This is a genomic window from Desulfobaculum senezii, from assembly GCF_054657395.1.
The window spans coordinates 1,771,601-1,791,669 of sequence record NZ_BAAHYU010000002.1 but is presented as its reverse complement, the minus strand read 5'-3'; the positions used below and the strand labels follow the sequence as shown (position 1 = coordinate 1,791,669).

Sequence of the window (20,069 nt, the reverse complement as noted above, 5' to 3'; positions counted from 1 at the left end):
CGGGCTAGAGCCGCGCATTGAATGAGCACAATCCTTGTGAATCAAGGACTTATGATGCGCTCTATCATGCAATGACTGCCCTTAGCAAGCGTGACGACGGGGCGGGAATATGGCTCGGTAGAGAGGGAAAGTGAGGCGTGGCCGCGCTGCGTGTCCATTGCGACGAGCCGCGCGCATTGTGCGTCTACAGGATGCCCTTAGCGCGGATGGAACGCGAGAGTTTTGCGTAGTCCACGGGTTTTTGTAGAGCTGTCAGGGCTATTTTGCGTTCTTCCCGCAGGCGGCGGATGAGGCCCTTGAGCTGGCGGGGGTGGCTGTGGCGGCGGATGCGGCGCTCGCGCTCGCGGAAGATTTCCATAATCAGGGCGCGGTGGTAGTCGCGCGCGGGGCGCAGACGGGCCTTGAGTTCCGCACGTTCAAAAATATACGCGCCGCCACGGGGGCCGTGCTGCACCGCCGTGCTCCACAGCACCTCGCGCAGGATGGCCGGGTGGCGCGACGGATCAATGCCCGTGCGCATGCGGATGTCGCGCAGGGTGGGGGTGTAGTAGTTGTTGTGGATAAAGTCGTCCTGCAAGCGCTCGAACAGGCCGGGGTAATTGTCCGCCACGCGGCGCCATTTTCCGGGCAGCGCGCCGCGCGTGCTGCCGGTATTGGCCCGGCCGCCCTTGAGGCGGCGCGCGAGGCTGGGGGCCCTGTGGTCCAGATAGCGGATAAAGCGCCGAACCGTGCCCTTGCGCGAGGACATCTGATACTTGCCGTAGGACGTGCCGCCGTCGGGGTCGTAGCCAATGGCGCGCGAGCCGTGGATGCCGGATTCAAACAGCGCGCAGAGCTTGCCCAGCTCCCGCCGCTTGGCCAGCTTGGCGCGGATGGCGTCAAGGCGCGTTGTGGGCGGCGCGATGGCCGAGGCCGGACGCGGCTCAAGGCTGGCGAGGTCCGGCATAGTGGTGGGGACGGCGGCGAACATGCGCCGCAGGTTGGATGAGGTGCTGGCAAAGGCGAGGAAGCGTTCCTTGTCCAGCGGGTGGAAGGCCTGCTTGTCCACGGGCATCCGGACAATATGATGACGCACTTTGCCGCGGACGGACGCCATGAGCGGCGCTGTGGGGAGCATGGCCGGGGAGACGGCGAGCAGCGGGTGCGGTGCGCGTGCGGTGTGGACCACCTCCGCAAGGGCGGCGTTGGTGCGCCATGGTGCGCCTAGCGTCTGCGCCCGCGTAAACGAGCCTGCGGAAAAGCGCACGTCCTGCGTGGCAGGATAGAGCGGCAGATACCGCTTCAGCATGGCCTGCTGGTCCTGCGACATCTGATGGAAGCGCGCCACCTGCGCTATGGGGGCCGCTGGCGCGCTGAACTGAATAAGGGCGTATTCGGCGCAGAAGAGACTCAGCACCGCCAAGGAAATGACAGCGGGGTACAGGCCACCGCGTTGCCAAGGGTTGCCGCGGCGTATGGCGTGGCAAAAGTCCCGTGCGGCACGGTGCATGGCGCTGACGCACGGGCGCAGGAGCACGCCTGGAAGCCGTGCTGGCGGCGTGCTGCGCGCAAAGGCGATGAGCGCCGCGCTCTCCTGTGGGCTTAGCCTGCGCAGGGCGCGGGGCCAGACCCGCCGCAGTGTGGCGGCAAGGGAGGGGGCGGACGCAGCAAGGCGTGCGGAGATATTCGGCAACGGAGTTCGGGACCGGTTCATGTATGTTGTATCGTCAAAAGTGCCAGAAAGTTGTGTGTTCATGGCTGTCTTTGCAAAACTCCTGCCGTAGACGTCGAGTCGGAATCCAAGGCGCGCAAGGCGCGCCCGGAGCAGGCGAAGCTGGTTCATATGATGTTGCCCCAGCTTGGGGCGCGTGTCGAGCTTCTGGCAGGGAATGTTGTGCAAAGTGGGGCGTGCCAGCCGTCATAGCAGGACGGCAAACCCCGTCCCGTACGCGGAGCGCTGTGGCGGCGTATGCCTTGCGCGTGGCCGCCACAGTGCGCACTTAGAACGTCAGCGAATGCCCGCCGCCTGTGGGGTGGACCTTGCCGGGCAGCAGTTTCTCCAGCGCTTCAAAGCCGCGTTTGCCGGTGCAGTGCGCGGGATAGATATGCTGAACGCGCGCCGCCTTGAGGGCGTCCACGCTTTCACGGATGGCAGAGTCCGGCGCGTCCATAAGGTGCGTGCCGCCGATAACGGCGTAGATTTGGTCCAGCCCGAAGCGCTCGCGGATATGACCGAGGGTGTTGGCCATGCCGCTGTGGCAACAGCCAAGGAGCAGGACCATGCCCTTGGCGGTGGGGATAAGCAGGCACGCGTCGTCGGGTACGGAGTCGGGCTGCGTGCAGTCCGTATCCGTATAGAAGTCCTTGGTGGCCTCGTATTGGCCCGGTTCGCGGTGGATATCCGTCACCACGGTGATATCGTCGCCGATTCTGAAGCCATCTGCTACGCCGCGTACATCCGGGCGCGGCAGATGGTCGGAGAGCTTGGGGACGCCGATATATCGGGACTCCTCGCCGGGGTGGCAGGAGTAGCGCTCGCGCTGGTAGGCGGGGTGCGCGTACACGGCGCCGGTAAAGCCGCGCTCCAGAAGGGGAGCGAGTCCGCCCGCATGGTCCCAGTGCCCGTGCGAGAGGATAAGCCCCCGCGCTTCGTGCGCCGGAATGCCGAGGGCATCGGCGTTTTTCAAAAAGGCCGCGCTGGCGCCGGTATCCCACAGCCACAGGCTGCCGTCCGACGGCGTAACGGCGCATGAAAATCCATGCTCATGAGCGAGGTGCGGAAGATGGGCCGTGTTGTCGATGAGGAGTGTGATGGTAACGCTCATAGTCGAGGCTCCTTGGAGCGTAGGTCGTCTGCTGTACTGTCAGTACCGGACGCGGGGTGGCCGCGCCCGGTGGAGAGAATGACTACTTCCCACTGGGCGCGGCGGGAAAGTGCTTGCCGCCCACGGGGAACTTTTTCGGATCGTCTTTGAACAGCTTGTAATTGATGGAATCCACAAGCGCCTGCCAACTGGCGTGGATGAGGTCATAATGGACGCCAACGGTGGTCCAGCGGTCCGTGGTGTCTGCGGATTCGATGAGAACGCGGACCACGGAGGCTGTGCCGTCGGAGTCGTTTTGCGAGCCGGGAAGGACGCGGACCTTGAAGTCCACAAGGCGCATCTCGTTAAGATTGGGGTAGAAGGGCACCAGCGCCTTGCGCAGTGCGGAGTCCAGCGCGTTGACCTGACCCTGCCCCGTGGCGGCGGTGTGCTCCACTGTGCCGCCCACCTTGAGCATGACCGTGGCTTCGGCGTAGGGCGCGGAGTATTCCGGGCGCATGGAGCCAACCACGTTGAAGCGCACAAGCTGGAAGTAGCGCTTGGACCAGCCCATGGCCTGAAAGAACATCAGTTCGAAGGAGGCTTCCGCCGTGGAGTACTCGTACCCCATGTTCTCGCGGTTTTTCACCTCGGCCAGCAGGTCGAGGACCGCGGAATCGTTTTTGTCCAGCTCGTAGCCGTATTTCTTGGCCATGAACAGGATGTTGCTGCGGCCGGAGAGGTCCGAGAGCAGCACGCGCTGTTCGTTGCCCACGGTATCCGGGGGGATGTGTTCGTAGGTTTGGGGATTCTTGAGCACCGCGCTGACATGGATGCCGCCCTTGTGCGCAAAGGCGGATTTGCCCACGAAGGGCTGGCGCGTAAAGGGGCGCAGGTTGCAGATTTCCGAAACGAACTGGCTGGTGGCGGTCAGTTTGCGCAGGCCACCGTCCGGCAGACAGCGGTACGCACCGTCACTTTTCAGCTCCAGATTGGGGATGATGGAGCAGAGGTTGGCGTTGCCGCAGCGTTCGCCGTAGCCGTTGATGGTGCCCTGCACCTGCACCGCGCCGCCGTGGACGGCCTCGACGGTGTTGGCGACGGCGGTTTCGGAATCGTTGTGCGTATGGATGCCAAGGCGGGCGTCGCCGGGCAGGGCGTCGCGCACGGCGGCGACTATGCCGCGCACCTCGTACGGCAGGCAGCCGCCGTTGGTGTCGCACAGCACCAGCACCTGCGCGCCCGCTTCGTGGGCGGCCTTCAGGCAGGCAACGGCGTAGTCCGGGTTGGCTTTGTAGCCGTCAAAGAAGTGCTCCGCGTCAAAAAAGACCTCGGGCACATTGGCGCCCATGTGGGCGATGGAGGAGCGGATAAGCTCCAGATTCTCCTCGTGCGAAACACGAAGGGCTTCGGTGACGTGCAGGTCCCACGTCTTTCCGAAAAGGGTCGCCGCGTCGGGCGCGGCCGCGATGAGCGCGGCGAGGTTCGGGTCCTCGTTCGCGGTGCACCGGGGGCTGCATGTACTGCCAAACGCGGCGACCTTGGAATGCGATAGGTCGTATTGACGAATCTCCGTAAAGAAGGCGCGGTCGGTCTCATTGGAGCCGGGCCAACCGCCCTCAATATAGTCTACGCCCAGCGCGTTAAGCTTTCTGGCAATGCGAATCTTGTCGCCAGTGGAGAGGCTGATTTCTTCGGCCTGGGTTCCGTCACGCAGCGTGGTATCGTAGATGGAGATCTTCTTCATGGCGTCAACACTTCATTCCTTCTTTCTCCAGTTCAAATGATTCGTGCAGGGTACGCACGGCCAACTCGGTGTATTTTTCCTCGATGAGGCAGGTGACCTTAATCTCGGAGGTGGAGATCATCAAAATATTGATGCCTTCCGCCTTGAGGGCCTGGAACATGCGCGATGCAACGCCGGAGTGGCTGCGCATGCCAACGCCGATGACGGACACCTTGGAGACGCGCTCGTCGTACAGCGTCTGCCGCGTGCCGAGGGTCTCCTTGATTTCATCAATAATTTTGATGGTCTGGTCAAGGTCGGCGCGGGGCACGGTGAAGGTCATGTCGGTTTTTTCACCGTCGCGGCTGGTATTCTGGATGATCATGTCGACGATGATTCCGGCGTCGGCAAGGGGCGAGAACAGCGACGACGCCACACCGGGACGGTCATCAACGTCCAGAAGTGTTACGCGGGCCTGGTCCTTGTCATATGCGATGCCTGAAACCAGAACGGCTTCCATGCTTTCATCCTCCTGGGTTACGTACGTTCCGGGACAGTCGGAAAAAGTCGACCGGACGTGAACGGTCATGTTGTATTTTTTGGCGAACTCCACGGAGCGGATCTGTAGGACCTTGGCGCCCATGGAGGACATTTCGAGCATCTCGTCGTACGAGATTTTGGGGATCTTTTTGGCGCGGGAGACGATGTTGGGGTCCGTGGTGTACACGCCGTCCACATCAGTGAAAATTTCGCAAAGATCGGCCCCAACTGCAACGGCAAGTGCAACAGCGGACGTATCCGAGCCGCCACGGCCCAGCGTGGTGATGCGGCGCTGGTCGTCACAGCCTTGAAAACCAGCCACGACCAACACATCGTGGTCATCGAGCTGGCGTTTCATATTGTCGGCGTTGATGTCCAGAATACGGGCGCGGCCATATTTTTTGTCTGTGGTGATCTCGGCCTGAAAGCCCAGAATGGAGCGGGCTTTGATCCCTGCGTCTTTCAGCAGCATGGAGAAGAGGGCAACGGAAACCTGTTCGCCCGTGGAGACGAGGGAATCCATCTCGGCTGGGTCCGGGGCTGTGGACCATTCCTTGGCAAGGTCGATAAGCCGGTTTGTCTCGCCTGCCATGGCGGACAGCACGACGACGACCTTGTACCCGTCGGCGAGGGCCTTTTCCACCTTGGTCTGCACCTTGCGCATGCAGTCGAGGTTGGCGACCGAGGTGCCGCCGAACTTCTGAACGATGATGGCCATTGAAGCGTAGCTCCTCACTAAGTGTTGGGGTGTGTTGCGCGGCGCCTTGGAGCACGCGGGGCGGCTAGCCCTCGTGCGTGGCGGCGCGGAGAATCGCGGTGGCGGTTGCGCCCTGAGCCGTCAGTTCCAGCGTGCGGCCCGTTTGGGCGGGCTGCCACGTTAGAAGCAGATAATCCCCCGGCCAGAATTCGCGGTCGAGGTACTGCGACCACTCCACAAGCACAAGGGTCTCATCGTCGGCGAGGAATTCCAGAAGGGATTCGTCCGGTTCCTGAAATTCCAGACGGTAGAGGTCAAAGTGCGCCGTTTCGGGAGTGGTGGGATACAGGTTCATAATGTTGAAGCTGGGGCTGGACACGCGGGCGTCTTCGCCCCCGGGCAAGGCGGCGACAAGGCCGCGCACCAGTGTGGTCTTGCCTGCGCCAAGGTCGCCGCAGAGCAAAACGTTCAGCCCTGTGGCGTCTTTCGCCACCGCCCGCGCCAGGCGTTGGCCCAGCGCGAGGGTGGCGGCTTCGTCTTCAAGATGCACGGTGATGGTCATGACGCGCTATTCATCGTCCTCGGACGGCTGAGGGATGAGGGTGCGCAGGATGTCTTCCTTGCCGATAACGCCCACAAGATGGGTGCCATCCACCACGGGCAGCGTATGGAAGCGCTTTTCCACGATGATGGAGGCCACCTCGTCAAGGGAGGTCTCGGGGCTGACCGTGACGGGCGATTCCGTCATGGCCTGCGCAACGGTCATGGCCGTCATCTTTTCCATCTCGCGCTCAAGGTCGCGGGTGGAGGAAAAGGGAATGATGCCGTCCAGCAGGGTGAAGACCGAGGGCAGGTTCAGCTTCTTCTGCTGTGCCACAAGGTCGCTCTGGCACAGGATGCCCACCACGCTCCCCCCTTCGTCCAGGACGGGCAGGCCGTTGATGCCTTTTTCCAGCATGGTCTGGGCGGCGACGGTGATTTCGTCGTCGGGGTAGAGCGTTATGGGGTCCTTGGTCATGATGTCTTTGGCTTTAAGCATCGACGGTCTCCTTCAGCGCACGCGGCAGGGCGTGGGCGATTTCGCTGGCGGTGTTGCCACGGGCGGGGTAGTCCGCGCCGAGCAGGTCTCCGGCAAGGCCGTGCCAGTACACGCCAAGACAGGCGGCATCCTCGGGGTCCGCCGCACGGGCCATGAGGCTGGCAACCAGTCCGGCAAGCACGTCTCCAGAACCGGCAACCGCCAGATTGGATACGGCAAAGGGCGAAACGAAGGCGCGGCCATCGGGCAGCGCGATGATGCTTCCCGCACCCTTGAGCACGGTGACGCTGTCCGTGTTGTGGGCCAGCGTCAGGGCGTGGCCAAGGCGGTCGGCCTGCACTTCGTCGGTGGTACAGCCGAGCAGGCGGGCCGCTTCGCCGGGGTGGGGCGTGATGACGGCCGGGGCGTCCATGTGCTTGATGAGGCCGGGAGCCTCGGCAAGCCAGTACAGGGCGTCGGCGTCCAGCACCACGTTTGGCAGGTCCAGTTCCGCAAGGGCGCGCAGGAAGCCGAGGGCGCGTTCATCGCGGCCCATGCCGGGACCAATAAGAATGGTGGTAAAGCGCGGCAGATGCTCGCGCAGGTCGTGAGCCATGCTCTCGTTCCAGTTGGAACCGGAGCCCAGCGGCAGGGTCATGATGTCCGGGGAACCGGCCTTGACCTCCAGCGCGAGGGCGGCGGGGCAGGCCACGGTGACCATGCCCGCTCCGGCGCGCAGCGCGCCAAGGGCGGCCAGATGCGGCGCGCCGGTGAGCCCGGTGCTGCCGCCAATGACCAGCACGTGCCCTGCGGTGCCCTTGTGCATCTCGGGATGCGGGGTGGGCAGCAGGTCCAGCACGCCGTCGGTGAGCATGCCAAAGGTGGCCGGGGAGGAGTTCTTGATAAACTCGGGGATGCCGATGCCGCAGACGTGCACGTCGCCGGTGTATTCCGTGGCAACGGGCAGGGCGAGACCGAGTTTTGCGGCCTCAAAAGTAACGGTGACATCGGCGCGGACGGCGACGGGACACGGCTCGCCCGTGAGGCCGGAAAGGCCGGAGGGCGTGTCCAGCGCCATGACGTAGGAGTCTTCGCCAAGCAGGTTGACGTCCTCGACGATACGCAGGGCGTCCTCGCGCAGTGCGCCGGTGAACCCGGTGCCCAGCAGGCCGTCGACAATGATGTCCGGCATGCCGTATTCCTGCGAGATTTCAATCAGGCTGTGCCCGGGCGCGAGGAATTCCAGCTGGATGCCCATCTTCTGCGCAAGGCGCATATTGACGGCGGCAGCGCCGCGGTAGGCCTTTTTTTTGCCGGTGTGCAGCACCACGACTTGCGCGCCGGAGTTGGCCAGATGGCGGGCAAGGCAGAACGCGTCGCCGCCGTTGTTGCCGGAACCGGCGACCACCAGTGCCAGAAGCCCCTCCACGGGGCCGATGGCCTCTTCCAGCACGCCATAGGCGCCAAGGCCGGCATTTTCCATCAGCACTTCCTGCCTCAGGCCGAAGTCCTCAATGGTTGCGTGGTCCCAAGCGGCCATTTCTTCCGGCGTGGGCAGGGGGACTGCGTGGTACATCTCCATTCTACATCTTCTCCAAAACGACGACGGCGGCGGCGATGTCGCGGCCATGCGTCAGGGTGATATGTGCGTTGTCCGCGCCAAGGGTTCGTGCGCGGTCTTTGGCCGGTCCATGCAGGACGAGGCGCGGTTGTCCGCTGGCCTCGCGCTGCACTTCCATTGTCTGAAATCCTACCCCCTCGGCGATGCCGGTGCCAAGTGCCTTGGCGGCGGCCTCCTTGGCCGCAAAGCGCGCGGCCACGTAGGGGACAGGTGTGTGTTCCGGCATGGCGTCTCGCTCTGCCGGGGTCAGGATGCGGGCGAGAAAGCGCTCGGGGTGCTTCTCCAGCATGCGCTCAATGCGCGAGAGTTCCACCACATCCAGACCAAGCCCAACTATCATCGGCGTGCCTAGTCCACGAAGCCGCGGACGATGTCGTTCATCTCGCGCACGGCCTGCGTGATGCCCACGTAGGCGGCGCGGGCGATGATGCTGTGCCCGATGGAATATTCGTTGATGCCGGGGACCTTGGCAAAGGGCAGAATGTTTACATAGTTCAGCCCGTGCCCAAGGTTCACCTTCAGGCCAAGGTCCTGCGCAAGGCGGATGCCTGCCAGAATCTTTTCCAGCTCGGCCTTGGCCTGCGCCGGGGTTTCGGCGTCGGCGTAGTGGCCGGTGTGTATTTCAATATACTGGTTGCCGATTTTGGCAGCGGCTTCAATCTGCTTCGGGTCCGCGTCGATGAACAGGCTGGACTCAATGCCCTGCGCGTGGATGGGCGCCAGATAGTTGGACAGCTCCTCAACGCGGGAGGCCACGTCAAGGCCGCCCTCGGTGGTGAGCTCCTCGCGCTTTTCGGGGACGAGGCAGATGATGTCCGGGCGCGTGCGCAGGCAGATGCCCTGCATTTCTTCGGTGGCGGCCATTTCAAGGTTCAGGCGGGTTTTGACGGTGGCGCGCAGCAGGTCCACGTCCCGGTCCTGAATGTGGCGGCGGTCTTCGCGCAGGTGGCAGATGATGCACTGCGCACCGGCCAGCTCCGAAAGATGAGCGGCGGTGACCGGGTCCGGCTCTTTACCGAGGCGGGCCTGTCGAAGCGTGGCGATATGATCGATATTGACTGCGAGTGAAGGCATATTTCGATCCTTTCTGCGAGGTGATTCAGAGTTGAGAATGAGGTGGGGCGGTATTGGCGCCCGCAGGAAATTGTCGCCAACACTGGCCGAAAGTCAAGGGAAAGCTTGTGTTTCCGCGCTAAACCGGGGCGCGCGGGGGCGTTTTGCGGCGCTGCGGGGCGTGCGCCCGTGCATTGACTTGGCCGCCCCTGCGCGCTATTATTCCGTCTTTTCTCGCTATATCAAAAGAAATCCCCAGAGACGAAGCACCAAACGAGGTTTGGATACATGAATGTTTGCATAGTTGGTACTGGATATGTCGGACTGGTCAGTGCGGCCTGCTTTGCCGAGATGGGCAACGCCGTCTCCTGCGTGGACGTGAACCCCGCCGTGGTCAAAACGCTTGAAAGCGGCAAGGTCCACATCTACGAGCCGGGCCTTGAGGAAATGGTCAAGCGCAACAACGCCGAAGGCCGCCTGCGCTTCACCACCAGCCTTGCCGAAGGCCTTGAGGACGCACAGGTCGTCTTTATCACCGTGGGCACCCCCTGCCGCGAGGACGGCAGCTGCGACCTGAAGTACGTGCATCAGGTGGCCCGCGAGATCGGCCAGTATATGAAGGACAAGAAGATCGTCGTGGACAAGTCCACCGTGCCCGTCGGCACCGCCGATCAGGTGCGTGCCCTCATCAGCGAGGAACTGGAAAAGCGCGGCGAGTCCATTGCGTTTGACGTGGTCTCCAACCCCGAGTTCCTCAAGGAAGGCGACGCCGTCAGCGACTTCATGAAGCCCGACCGCGTCATTCTGGGCACCAACGATCCCGAGACGGCGGAAGTCATGCGCTCCCTGTACTCGCCCTTTGCCCGTAGCCGCGAAAAGCTCATCGTCATGAACGTGCGCAGTGCGGAAATGACCAAGTATGCCGCCAACTGCATGCTGGCGACCAAGATTTCCTTCATCAATGAAATCTCCAACATCTGCGAGCGCGTTGGCGCGGACGTGGGCGACGTGCGCCTTGGCATCGGCTCCGACCACCGCATTGGCTACCACTTCATTTACCCCGGCGTCGGCTACGGCGGCTCCTGCTTCCCCAAGGACGTGAAGGCGCTCATCACCACCGCTCTGGAAAACGGCCACACCCCGAGCCTGCTTCAGTCCGTGGATTCCGTGAACGACGCCCAGAAGTTCTCCGTGGCCCGCAAGATTGAGGACTACTTCGCCAATCAGGGCGGCGTGGAAGGCAAGACCCTTGCTCTGTGGGGCTTGGCGTTCAAGGCCAATACCGACGACATCCGCGAGGCTCCCTCGCTTGTCACCGTGCGCTACCTGACGGAGCGCGGCATGCGCGTGAAGGCGTTTGACCCGGTTGCCGGGCCGAACTCCCGCAAGGCGCTGGAAGGCAACGACCTTGTGGAAATTGTGGACGAGCAGTACGCCGCGTTGGAAGATGCGGACGCGCTGGCCGTGGTGACCGAGTGGAACCAGTTCCGCAAGCCCGATTTCCAGCAGATTAAGGACAAGCTGAGCGCCCCCATTATTTTTGATGGCCGCAATCTCTATTCCCCATCCGAGCTTGCCGCTGACGGCTTTGCCTACTTTAGCATTGGCCGCCCCGTGGCTAAGGCCAAGAAGTAGCGCAGCCCCGCCGGACTGTGCGGCGCTTTTTCGCACTCAGAGGAGCCGCTGGACGTTGCGTCTGGCGGCTCTTTTTTGCGAGCCGGAGAGGGCAGGGCGGCGCGCCCGGCGTCCGGAGCGCCGTTTTTGCGCGTGGGCGCTTGCCCCGCACGCGCAAAAAAGCCCCCGGTCCATGTGGAGCGGGGGCTTTTTTGTCAATGCAGTGGTAGAAAATGTGGAGATGCAGAAATTTTGAGCCGGTTGGCTAGCTGGTGCTGACGCAACGTTTGCAGGTGCGGTATTGGAGTTCCTTGAGGATGATGCGTTCGTATTCGATGTGTGCTCCGGCTCCTGCACTAAATTCATCTTGAAGGAATTTTTCCAGATATTGCGCCTCTTCCCAGAAGTCGAGAAGCTCTTCGTCGCGCAGGGTCTTTATCTGATCCTCCAACGCGTAATTCGTTTTATGTGGTGCGAATTGTGCCATGCAGGGGTCGTCCTCCTTGTGATCTGCACGCGCCCGGAACCTTCCCTGACGCGCTCGCGGTACGATAATGAACGAGGGGCGCAAGCGCAACAGATTTTCACGACAAAAAAGGTCAAGTATTCGGAGCTGTTGCCGATAAGGCCTGTGTAAGTGCCCAGAGTCCGATGAAAAAGGGCCGTCCGCGCGTTTGTGTTGCCTTATGCGCGGTTTCGGATTATTTATGTGTTATTGGCGGAATGATTGGCGATGACTTCCATGCCGTCGGCCATTCTCATTCACACCACAGGAGAACACTGATGGACGAGACCCAAAAGAGACAGGATGCTGAGCTGATACAGCTTGTCACATTCAGCATCGGGGAAGAGGAATTCGGCGTCGATATCCTTAAGGTGCAGGAAATTATCCGCACCATGGAGATTACGAAGGTCCCGAAGGCTCCTGCGTTTGTCGAGGGCGTCATCAACCTTCGCGGCAACGTCATTCCCATTATTGATTTGCGCAGGCGCTTCGGCCTTGCAACGCGGGATCATGATAAGCACACGAGGATCATCGTCATCGAGATCAACAACATGATCGTGGGCTTTATAGTCGATTCCGTCTCCGAGGTGCTCCGCATTCCGGCAAACACGGTCGAGCCGCCGCCGCCCGTCGTTTCCGGCCTGGAATCGGAGTACATCAGCGGTGTGGGCAAGCTGGAAGACCGCCTGCTCATCCTGCTTGATCTGAACCGTCTGCTCTCTAACGAAGAGAAGGACGTTCTGGCTCAGGTGTAAAAACAGCCTTTCAGTTGTTGCGGCTCGCCGCCTGACAAGGCATGATGACCGCCGCTGCGCTGTTGCGCGCGGCGGTCTTTCGTTGTGCGTATTCGTGGAAACGAAAAAACAAGGAAACAAACCAGTTGCTCTTCCCTCCTGAGTTGCGGGAGTTCGCTCAATCCGGCCGCATGGTGTCGCCGGAAGGGGCGGCGCTGTCCCGTCGCGTCTACAAGTCCGGCCCCGGTACACAGGCGGCAATTGCCGCAGGCCTTCTTGCCCGCTCCCGCAGTGTGGTGATGGTTGTTCCCGGCACCAAGGAATTGGTGCAGATGCAGGCGCTGCTTGGCCTGCTAACTCCGGGCGACGGCCCCTTTGGCGGTTCCAAGTGGGTGACCTTTCCCGCCTATCCCGCCAAGTCCACGGACCCGGGCCGCTGGGCCGCGCGCTGGGCTGCGCTCTATTCCCTCGCCACAGGCTCCGGCGCACGCGGCATTTTGCTGACGCCGGACAACCTGTTGCCCAAGTGGCCGCCGCGCCGCATTCTCGACACCCACCACCTTGTCCTGCCGCGGGGCGAGGAGATTCTGTCCGAGAGCATTCTGGAGCAGTGCGCCAGCTGGGGCTACGAGCGCACGGGCATGGTGACGCGCCCCGGCGAAATGGCCATGCGTGGCGATATTTTGGATATTTTCGCCCCCGGCTACCCGAAGCCCCTGCGCCTTGAATTCTTTGGGGACACGCTGGACGACATCCGTCTGTTTGACCCCATGTCCCAGCGCTCCAGCGATGCGCTGGACGAGGCGGTGCTCCTACCTGCGTCCCCCTCGGTCTTTACGCCCGAGGAGTGCGACGCCGCCCGCACGCGGTGGGAGAAACTGCGCGGCATTGGCGAGCTGGACCCCGGCGCGCAGCAGCACCTGAACCGGATGCTGGACGAGGGCACCGGCTCCATCCGCCCGGGGCTGTTTTATGATGATGCCGTCACCCTTGACGAATGGCTCCCGCGCGATGCCGCGTGGGTGCTGTGCGGCGCGGGGCGTCTGCGGACGCGTATGGAAGAGGTGGAATGGGACTGGACCGAATCGCTGGATGAGGAGGCCGAGCGCCTTGGCTGGCGCAGGCCGCGCAATGTCATTATCCAGCAGGCCGAAGGCGCGCGCAAAATGTGGCAGGACAACGCGCAAATCCACTTCGAGGACCTGACCATAGGCGAAAAGCGCGACGGCATCGAGTTGCCGGAAAAGAACTACGCCGCCTTTGAGGAACTGTTCTGGAAGCCGGACGACCGCAACCGTCCATGGCAGGCGCTGATGGCGGCCATTAAGAAGTGGTCGCAGGAGCGCGCGCAGGTTATTTTGTCCTTCCGCACCGCGCAGTCCCGCAAAAAGTTTTTGGCGCTGGCGGAGCAGGACGGCGTGACGCCCGCCACGTCCTACGTTCCGGACCAGCGCGGCATTTTTGCCCTTGTCTCGTCTTTTAAGCAGGGCATCGAATTCGGCTGGAACGGCTCCATCATTCTGGGTGAAGACGTTATCCAGCCGTCGCGCACCCGCGCGGCGCTGCCCGGTGCGGCGGACTTCAAGGGTCTCAAGACCTATGAGGACCTGTCCGAGGGCGACCTGCTTGTGCACCGCGAGTGGGGGCTGTCCCGGTTTGGCGGGCTGCACCGCCTGAACCTTGGCAGTGTGAGCAACGACTATTTGCTCCTGTACTACTCCGGCGACGATAAGCTGTATCTGCCCGTGGACCGACTGGACGTCATCCAGCGCTACAAGGGGCCGGAAGGCGCATCCCCCGCGCTGGACAAGCTGGGCGGGGCCGGCTGGAACCGCGCCAAAGCGCGCGCCCGCAAGGCCATTGAGAAGATTGCCCGCGAGCTGGTGGAAATGTACGCGTGGCGCAAGGTGGCCAAAGGCTACTCGTATTCGCCCGTGGACGACATGTTCAACGAGTTCGAGGCGTCCTTTGGCTTCGAGGAGACGCCGGATCAGGAAAAGGCCATCCGCGCCGTGCTGGCGGACATGGAAAAGCCCGAACCCATGGATCGCCTCATCTGCGGCGACGTGGGCTTTGGCAAGACGGAAATCGCCATGCGCGCCGCCTTCCGCGCCGCGCTCGATGGCCGTCAGGTCGCCATTTTGTGCCCCACAACCGTGCTTGCGGAGCAGCATTACCAGAACTTTAAGCGCCGGATGGAGAGTTTTCCCCTCACGGTGGGCCTGCTCAGCCGCTTTGTTCCGCGGAAGCGGCAAAAAGCCGTGCTGGCCGCTGCCGCGCGTGGTGAGGTGGATATCCTTATCGGCACCCACCGCCTGCTGTCGCAGGACGTGCACCTGCCCAACATCGGGCTGCTCATCCTTGACGAAGAACAGCGCTTCGGCGTCAAGGACAAGGAGCGCCTGAAGCAGATGCGCAAGGACATCGACGTCCTTGCCCTGACGGCAACGCCCATCCCGCGCACCTTGCAGTTGTCCATCTCCGGCATCCGCAGCCTGAGCGTGATGGAGACGCCGCCGGTGGACCGTAAGCCCGTGCAGACCTCCATCCTTGAACGCGACAGGGAGCCGCTGCGCGCCATTGTGCAGCGCGAATTGGACCGCGAGGGCCAGATATTCTGGGTGCACAACCGCGTGCGCAGTCTGCCCCGCGTGGTGGAGTACGTGCAGGAGCTTGTGCCCGGCGCGCGCGTGGGCATGGCCCACGGCCAAATGCGCGAGCGCGAGCTTGAGGAAACCATCCACAAGTTTTGGCACGGCGAGATAGATATCCTCGTGTGCACGGCCATTGTGGAATCCGGCCTTGATTTTCCGCAGGCGAACACCCTTATTGTGGACCAAGCCCAGCTGTTTGGCCTTGGGCAGCTATATCAGCTGCGCGGCCGTGTGGGACGAAGCGCCACGCAGGCCTACGCCTACTTTGTGGTGCCTTCGCTGGATAAATTGCCGGAGAAGACCCGCAAACGCCTGCAGGTTATCCTTGATATGGACTACCTTGGCGCGGGCTTCCAGATTGCCATGGAGGACCTGCGGCTTCGCGGCGCGGGCAACATCCTTGGCGAGGTGCAGTCCGGCAGTATGGCCAAGGTGGGCCTTGATATGTTCCTTGAGATGCTGGAGGAGGAGGTCCGCCGCGTGCGCGGCGAGGACTTGCGGCGCGACACCAGCCCCGAGCTCAACATCGTCTTTGAGGCGCATATCCCCGAAGAATATATGCCCGAAGCCCGCGAGCGCCTGCGCTACTACAAGGCGCTGTCGTCGGCGGATTCTGCCAGCGCGCTGGAGGAACTCATCGGCGAGATTCGCGACCGCTTCGGCGTGCCACCCCAGCAGATGGAGCAGTTCTTTGCGCTGCTCCGGCTCAAGCGCTTGCTTGGCCGCCTGCAGGTGACCAAGGCCGATGTATACGAGGGCCGCGTGGTGATGACCTTTGCCGAAGATGCCGCCGTGGTGCCGCCCGAACGCTTGGTGCAGTGGGTGCAGGAGAAGGAAGGCTCTGTGCGCATGCTGCCGCCGGATAGGCTGGAGCTTCGCGTTGCCGCCACGGGCGTGTGCGAAAGCCTTGCCGAAGTGGAGCGGGAGTTGACCGCCTTGCTTCCTGCCGATACCACAGCACAAGACCATACCGAACGCACTGAAACGGAAAGGACATGATGAAAAACAGCAGGATAGGCGTCGTCTGCGTCCTTATGGCGCTCGTTTTCGCCCTTGGCGGATGCTCCGGAGAAGGGGAGCAGCAAGGCGTTGTGGCGCGCGTGAATGGCCGCCCCATCACCTTGGACCGCCTGGAACTGAAATATGACTTTATGCATCTGGATTCCTCCTTCGACGCCGCGCCCAGTGTGGCACAGTTGAAGGAAGACTATGGGCACCTGCTTGGCGACCTTATCGTGCAGGAGCTGGTGGACGAGGAGTTGGAGCGCCGGGACCTCGGCGTCACGCAGGAGGAAGTGCAGGCCGCGGAGGACGAAGTCCGCGCGGACTACCCTGAGGATACCTTTGAGCAGGTCCTCGTCGAAGAATATATTGATATTGACTACTGGCGGCAGGAGCTGCGCGCCCGTCTCGCCCTGGAGAAGTTCTTCAGCGAGGTTTTGCGTCCCGGCATTTCACTGGGCTACGAGGAGGCCGAAGCCTACTACCGCCAGCATATCAACGAATTTTACCTGCCGCCCCGTCTGCGCATTTATCTTGTTAGCGGTCCCAGCCGCGACGCGGTGCAGTCCGCCGTGGATCTGTACCGCAAAAACAGCAGTGTGGACGCCATTGAAGGAAAATTCGAACAGGTGGAGGTTCGCGAGCTCCGCGTGCGTGAGGACCGGATGACCATCGCATGGAAAAATGCCCTCAAGCCGCTGTCCCCCGGAGACGCCACCCCGGTGATGACCAGCGAGTCGGACTTCCAGAGCCTTATCTATCTGGAAAAGAGCCCGGCCAAGGTGCTGGACCCGTCGCGGGCGTATCCTGTGGTGGAGAAGGTGCTGGTGGAGCGCAAACTGCGCGAGGCCTTTGACGCGTGGCTGAGCGATGCGCTTGCGAATGCCAGCATTGAGGTGAGTACCCATCTGCTGGACGACCACGGTATGCCCGTGCAGGATGACGCCGCCGAGCCGCAGCCGTCCACAGCGCCCCAGAACGCCGCTCCAGCCAAGGATGAAAGCGCCGCAGAAAATGCTACAGAAAACGCCACGTCCGCAGACGCTGCGGCGACGGCGGAAGAGGGCGGCAAAAAGGCTGAAAAGTAGCCCCATGCCGGAAGATTGAACCACACAGGGAGGAGTGCCGCGCGCATGCCTCCCTGTTTTGCTTTTGGGGGAATGCGCCCTTTGGGCATTTTTTGGGGTAAGCCGTGGCACAGTGGCGTTGCATTATGGCGTGAAAGCTATTATCGAAAGGCAACTGCGCCAAGTGAGCGCAGGGCAGTTCTCAACCCTTGTCCGGCGGGGCCGGACCATCATTTTCGGAGGAAATCCTTGCACCGACTTTCCAGATATATTCTTGCCGCTGTATTGGTTCTGGCCACCGCACCCGCTGCCTTTGCGGGACAGGTCGTGGACAGGGTCGTTGCCGATGTCAACGGCGAGATCGTGACGCTTTTTGAGTTGAATCAGCGGGTGAAGCCCTACCTTGAGCGGTACAAGGGCCGCCAGCTGACCGAGGCCGACAAGGCGTCCATCATGAAGCTGAAGCATAAGCTGCTGGACGGCATGGTCAACAATATCCTCATCCGTCAGGAAGTGCAGCGTCTGGGCATCAACATCTCCGACGTGGAAGTCGACAACGAGATGGAGTCCTACAAGACCCGCGCCAACCTGAACGGCACGTCCTTTGAAAAGCAGCTGACGCTGGAAGGCATGACCGTGGACGAGTTCAAGCAGAAGTTGCGGGACGACATCCTGCGCCACAAACTGCTGGGCTACATGGTCAAGCGTAAGGTGGCTGTCACCGATGAGGACATCCAGCGCTACTACGACGAGCACAGCTACCAGTTCCGCGGCGACCGTACCGTGGACCTAAGCCTCATCGTCTGCGCCGAGGGTGTGGATGTGGATAGCCTCCGCGACCGCATCGCAAAGGAAGAAATCAGCTTCGCCGACGCCGCCGACCTGTATTCGCAGGGCCCCGGAATGGGGCAGGGCGGACGCATTGGTGAAATGAGCTGGGGCGACCTTGCTCCGGAATGGCAGTCCGCTCTAGATGGTCTGGGCAAAGACGAAATGTCGCAGCCGTTCTTCATTCAGGGGCACGAAGCGCTGCTTTACGTGAACCACGTGGAGTCCGAAGGCACCCAGCCCATTGAAGAAGTTCACGACGCCATCTACGACGCCATCTACCAGCAGCGCTTGGAAGAGCGCTTTGCAGAGTACATGTCCAAGCTGAAGGAAAACGCGCTTATCGACATTAAGCTCTAACCTACCGATTGAAGCCACTACCGCAGTCCGCACCGGAGTATCCGGGCGGACTGCGTATCCCTGTGCGGGGCCCGCGCAGGGGAATGCGACCGACTTCCCGGAATCGAATACGGAGTATCTGAATGAATCTGCAGGAACTGGGCGACCTGTTTAGACAGGAGCGGGAACGTCAGGGTCTGACCATCGACGAAGTGGTGGAAAAGACCAAAATCAGCAAAATCAACATCGAAGCCATTGAAACGGCCAATCCGGACCTGCTGCCGCATCCCGTCTATGCCAAGGGCTTTGTGCGCAACTACGCCCGTTTGCTTGGCCTTGATGTCGAGCGGCTGGCTGGAATTATGGCTGTTGAGTATCCCGTGGAGAGCGACGCCCCCGGTGAGGAGCTTGACTCCGAGCCCGCCATGCGCGCCGCGTCCGAAGCCCTCGATAACGAGAACCGCCGCAAGACGAACCTGATGGTCTTCATCGCCGCCATCGTGGTCATCCTTGCCGGTTTTGGCGGCTACATGGCCTACGATAAACTTATCGCCAAAAAGGCTCCGGCCGAGCCTGCGCAGCAGGAAGAGGCCGCCCCCGCCGAGGTGGAGCAGCCCACGCCGCTGGACCAGCTGGCTGAGGAATCCGTCAAGGACACCCAGCCCGAAACTGTGGCCGAGCCTGCCGCCACGGCGAAGCCTGAGGCCGAAGACGCCGCCCCCGCGCAGGCCGAAGAAGCCCAGGCGCAGGACGCCGCAGCCACTCCGGCCGCGCCTGCCGCTCCGGCGCAGTCCGCCCCCGCGCAGACTGAGGCCGCTCCCGTTGCCCCCCAGCAGCCCGCGCAGGTTGCCGAGGCACGCCAGCGTGTGGAAATTGTGGCGAAGGACGTGTGCTGGCTGCTGGCCAAAGTGGACGGCGGCGAGGAAAACGGCGGCGTGACCGTGGACGTGACCCTGCGCCCCGGCCAGCAGAAGCTGCTCCGTTTTGCCGAGAACATGACCGTAAAGCTGGGCAACGCCGGTGGCGTTACCGTGACGCTCAACGGCGCTCCCTACGACTTTAAGGGCGAACCCGGACAGGTTCGCACCCTTCGCTTTACGGCGGAATAACAGCGGGTCGCCCTGCCAATGCAGGATTTTTCGGACAAAGCCATCATCCTGCGGGTAGGGCGCTTTCGCGAGGCGGACCTATGGCTGCGGATGTTTACCCCCCAGCATGGCCTGCTGACCGCGTTCGCATTTGGAGGCAGCCGGAGCCGGAAACGGTTTCTTGGCTGCCTCGATCCGTTCAATCTGGTTCATTTTGGATTTTCCCGCAGCCGCAGTGGCACGTATCTTTCCCTGACGGAAGGCACACTGCTTGACGGCCACCGCGGTCTGCGCAATGCTCCGGCCCGTCTTGGCCCCGCAGCCAACTGCATGAAGTTCTTCGAGGCCGTGCATGTGGAACCGGAAACGTCCGCCGCAGGCTTTTCCCTGCTTCGCGATACGCTCGACGCCATTGAGCACTGCGAAACGCTTTCCCCCATCTTTCCTATACTTTTCCGGTTGCGCGTGGCCTTTGAGCAGGGGTACGGTCCCTGTCTCGGCACTTGCTCTCAGTGCGGAAAAGACTTAAAGACTTCGGTTGCCCCTTCGCTTTTGGTGGAAGCTGGCTGCATGATCTGCGAGGACTGCTCTCCCGGATCGGGCCGCCGCATTGCCATGAGCCGGGGGGCTGTGGCCGTTCTGGAACAGGTCCGCACCGAAGCGCCACTGACGTGGTGCTCCCTGTCGCCGCAGGGCGTGGATCGCAGAAGCCTGTACGATGCGGCGGACAGCTTTGTCCGCTGGCACCTTGGGCTGAAGTGGGAAGACGGCCGCTTCCTCAGAATATGAGAACAGACGAT

Annotated in this window: 17 protein-coding genes; 7 read left to right on the top strand and 10 right to left on the bottom strand. The window is 62.2% G+C overall.

All coding sequences use genetic code 11. From position 1 onward, the window contains the following. Positions 1-184: 184 nt before the first annotated feature. From ACYQ2T_RS08690 to ACYQ2T_RS08650, 9 genes are all read right to left on the bottom strand, one after another. Positions 185-1,693, bottom strand: a complete 1,509-nt coding sequence (locus tag ACYQ2T_RS08690; protein WP_459899980.1) for a VgrG-related protein — start codon at positions 1,691-1,693, stop codon at positions 185-187. Positions 1,694-1,979: 286 nt separating this feature from the next. Further along, positions 1,980-2,804, bottom strand: coding sequence for an MBL fold metallo-hydrolase (locus ACYQ2T_RS08685; protein WP_459899979.1), 825 nt, complete (start codon positions 2,802-2,804; stop codon positions 1,980-1,982). An 82-nt stretch (positions 2,805-2,886) separates the two neighbouring features. Next, positions 2,887-4,530 (bottom strand): citramalate synthase, encoded by a 1,644-nt coding sequence (gene cimA, locus ACYQ2T_RS08680; RefSeq protein ID WP_459899978.1) that lies wholly within the window; start codon positions 4,528-4,530, stop codon positions 2,887-2,889. 4 nt (positions 4,531-4,534) lie between these two features. Next, entirely contained in the window at positions 4,535-5,767 is a 1,233-nt protein-coding gene (locus ACYQ2T_RS08675; protein ID WP_459899977.1) for an aspartate kinase, read from the bottom strand. Between the two features lie 64 nt (positions 5,768-5,831). Then, positions 5,832-6,308 (bottom strand): tRNA (adenosine(37)-N6)-threonylcarbamoyltransferase complex ATPase subunit type 1 TsaE, encoded by a 477-nt coding sequence (gene tsaE / locus ACYQ2T_RS08670; protein WP_459899976.1) that lies wholly within the window; start codon positions 6,306-6,308, stop codon positions 5,832-5,834. Between the two features lie 6 nt (positions 6,309-6,314). Then, complete coding sequence (locus tag ACYQ2T_RS08665) at positions 6,315-6,785, bottom strand: CBS domain-containing protein (protein ID WP_404845075.1); 471 nt, start codon at positions 6,783-6,785, stop codon at positions 6,315-6,317. Beyond that, entirely contained in the window at positions 6,778-8,346 is a 1,569-nt protein-coding gene (locus tag ACYQ2T_RS08660; RefSeq protein WP_459899975.1) for an NAD(P)H-hydrate dehydratase, read from the bottom strand. The genes ACYQ2T_RS08665 and ACYQ2T_RS08660 overlap by 8 nt, the downstream gene beginning before the upstream one ends. A gap of 1 nt (position 8,347) precedes the next feature. Beyond that, positions 8,348-8,725 carry a holo-[acyl-carrier-protein] synthase gene (locus ACYQ2T_RS08655; protein ID WP_459899974.1) on the bottom strand — a complete coding sequence of 126 codons (378 nt, stop codon included), beginning with the start codon at positions 8,723-8,725 and terminating at the stop codon, positions 8,348-8,350. A gap of 8 nt (positions 8,726-8,733) precedes the next feature. Next, positions 8,734-9,459: a pyridoxine 5'-phosphate synthase gene (locus ACYQ2T_RS08650; RefSeq protein WP_459899973.1), complete on the bottom strand. Its 726-nt coding sequence runs from the start codon at positions 9,457-9,459 to the stop codon at positions 8,734-8,736. A gap of 267 nt (positions 9,460-9,726) precedes the next feature. On the opposite strand from ACYQ2T_RS08650, the gene ACYQ2T_RS08645 reads away from it, so the two are divergent. After that, positions 9,727-11,073, top strand: a complete 1,347-nt coding sequence (locus ACYQ2T_RS08645) for a UDP-glucose dehydrogenase family protein (RefSeq protein WP_459899972.1) — start codon at positions 9,727-9,729, stop codon at positions 11,071-11,073. A 244-nt stretch (positions 11,074-11,317) separates the two neighbouring features. Here ACYQ2T_RS08645 and ACYQ2T_RS08640 read toward each other — a convergent pair whose 3' ends face one another. Then, positions 11,318-11,539, bottom strand: a complete 222-nt coding sequence (locus tag ACYQ2T_RS08640) for a hypothetical protein (RefSeq protein WP_404845070.1) — start codon at positions 11,537-11,539, stop codon at positions 11,318-11,320. Positions 11,540-11,835: 296 nt separating this feature from the next. Here ACYQ2T_RS08640 and ACYQ2T_RS08635 point away from each other — a divergent pair, with 296 nt between their 5' ends. The 6 genes from ACYQ2T_RS08635 to recO all read left to right on the top strand — a co-directional run bounded on the left by ACYQ2T_RS08635 (position 11,836) and on the right by recO (position 20,058). Beyond that, a complete protein-coding gene (locus tag ACYQ2T_RS08635) occupies positions 11,836-12,312 on the top strand; it encodes a chemotaxis protein CheW (RefSeq protein ID WP_404845069.1) in 477 nt (158 codons plus the stop codon). A gap of 170 nt (positions 12,313-12,482) precedes the next feature. Beyond that, the gene (gene mfd, locus ACYQ2T_RS08630) at positions 12,483-15,944 is read left to right on the top strand and encodes a transcription-repair coupling factor (RefSeq protein WP_459900100.1); all 3,462 of its coding nucleotides are present in this window, start codon (positions 12,483-12,485) and stop codon (positions 15,942-15,944) included. After that, complete coding sequence (locus ACYQ2T_RS08625) at positions 15,941-17,035, top strand: peptidylprolyl isomerase (RefSeq protein WP_459899971.1); 1,095 nt, start codon at positions 15,941-15,943, stop codon at positions 17,033-17,035. Before mfd ends, ACYQ2T_RS08625 begins: the two co-directional genes overlap by 4 nt. A 228-nt stretch (positions 17,036-17,263) precedes the next feature. Continuing rightward, a complete protein-coding gene (locus ACYQ2T_RS08620) occupies positions 17,264-18,202 on the top strand; it encodes a SurA N-terminal domain-containing protein (protein ID WP_459899970.1) in 939 nt (312 codons plus the stop codon). A gap of 122 nt (positions 18,203-18,324) precedes the next feature. Continuing rightward, a complete protein-coding gene (locus ACYQ2T_RS08615; RefSeq protein WP_459899969.1) occupies positions 18,325-19,290 on the top strand; it encodes a helix-turn-helix domain-containing protein in 966 nt (321 codons plus the stop codon). An 18-nt stretch (positions 19,291-19,308) separates the two neighbouring features. Then, positions 19,309-20,058 carry a DNA repair protein RecO gene (gene recO / locus ACYQ2T_RS08610; RefSeq protein WP_459899968.1) on the top strand — a complete coding sequence of 250 codons (750 nt, stop codon included), beginning with the start codon at positions 19,309-19,311 and terminating at the stop codon, positions 20,056-20,058. The last annotated feature ends 11 nt before the right edge of the window (positions 20,059-20,069 follow it).

Bases quoted from the DNA above. Each gene is read 5' to 3' on its own strand.
- ACYQ2T_RS08690 (WP_459899980.1), bottom strand. From the start codon at position 1,693: ATGAACCGGTCCCGAACTCCGTTGCCGAATATCTCCGCACGCCTTGCT.
- ACYQ2T_RS08635 (WP_404845069.1), top strand. From the start codon at position 11,836: ATGGACGAGACCCAAAAGAGACAGGATGCTGAGCTGATACAGCTTGTC.
- ACYQ2T_RS08645 (WP_459899972.1), top strand. From the start codon at position 9,727: ATGAATGTTTGCATAGTTGGTACTGGATATGTCGGACTGGTCAGTGCG.
- ACYQ2T_RS08665 (WP_404845075.1), bottom strand. From the start codon at position 6,785: ATGCTTAAAGCCAAAGACATCATGACCAAGGACCCCATAACGCTCTAC.
- ACYQ2T_RS08660 (WP_459899975.1), bottom strand. From the start codon at position 8,346: ATGGAGATGTACCACGCAGTCCCCCTGCCCACGCCGGAAGAAATGGCC.
- ACYQ2T_RS08625 (WP_459899971.1), top strand. From the start codon at position 15,941: ATGATGAAAAACAGCAGGATAGGCGTCGTCTGCGTCCTTATGGCGCTC.
- mfd (WP_459900100.1), top strand. From the start codon at position 12,483: ATGGTGTCGCCGGAAGGGGCGGCGCTGTCCCGTCGCGTCTACAAGTCC.
- tsaE (WP_459899976.1), bottom strand. From the start codon at position 6,308: ATGACCATCACCGTGCATCTTGAAGACGAAGCCGCCACCCTCGCGCTG.
- ACYQ2T_RS08685 (WP_459899979.1), bottom strand. From the start codon at position 2,804: ATGAGCGTTACCATCACACTCCTCATCGACAACACGGCCCATCTTCCG.
- ACYQ2T_RS08640 (WP_404845070.1), bottom strand. From the start codon at position 11,539: ATGGCACAATTCGCACCACATAAAACGAATTACGCGTTGGAGGATCAG.
- ACYQ2T_RS08655 (WP_459899974.1), bottom strand. From the start codon at position 8,725: ATGATAGTTGGGCTTGGTCTGGATGTGGTGGAACTCTCGCGCATTGAG.
- ACYQ2T_RS08675 (WP_459899977.1), bottom strand. From the start codon at position 5,767: ATGGCCATCATCGTTCAGAAGTTCGGCGGCACCTCGGTCGCCAACCTC.
- recO (WP_459899968.1), top strand. From the start codon at position 19,309: ATGCAGGATTTTTCGGACAAAGCCATCATCCTGCGGGTAGGGCGCTTT.
- cimA (WP_459899978.1), bottom strand. From the start codon at position 4,530: ATGAAGAAGATCTCCATCTACGATACCACGCTGCGTGACGGAACCCAG.
- ACYQ2T_RS08615 (WP_459899969.1), top strand. From the start codon at position 18,325: ATGAATCTGCAGGAACTGGGCGACCTGTTTAGACAGGAGCGGGAACGT.
- ACYQ2T_RS08650 (WP_459899973.1), bottom strand. From the start codon at position 9,459: ATGCCTTCACTCGCAGTCAATATCGATCATATCGCCACGCTTCGACAG.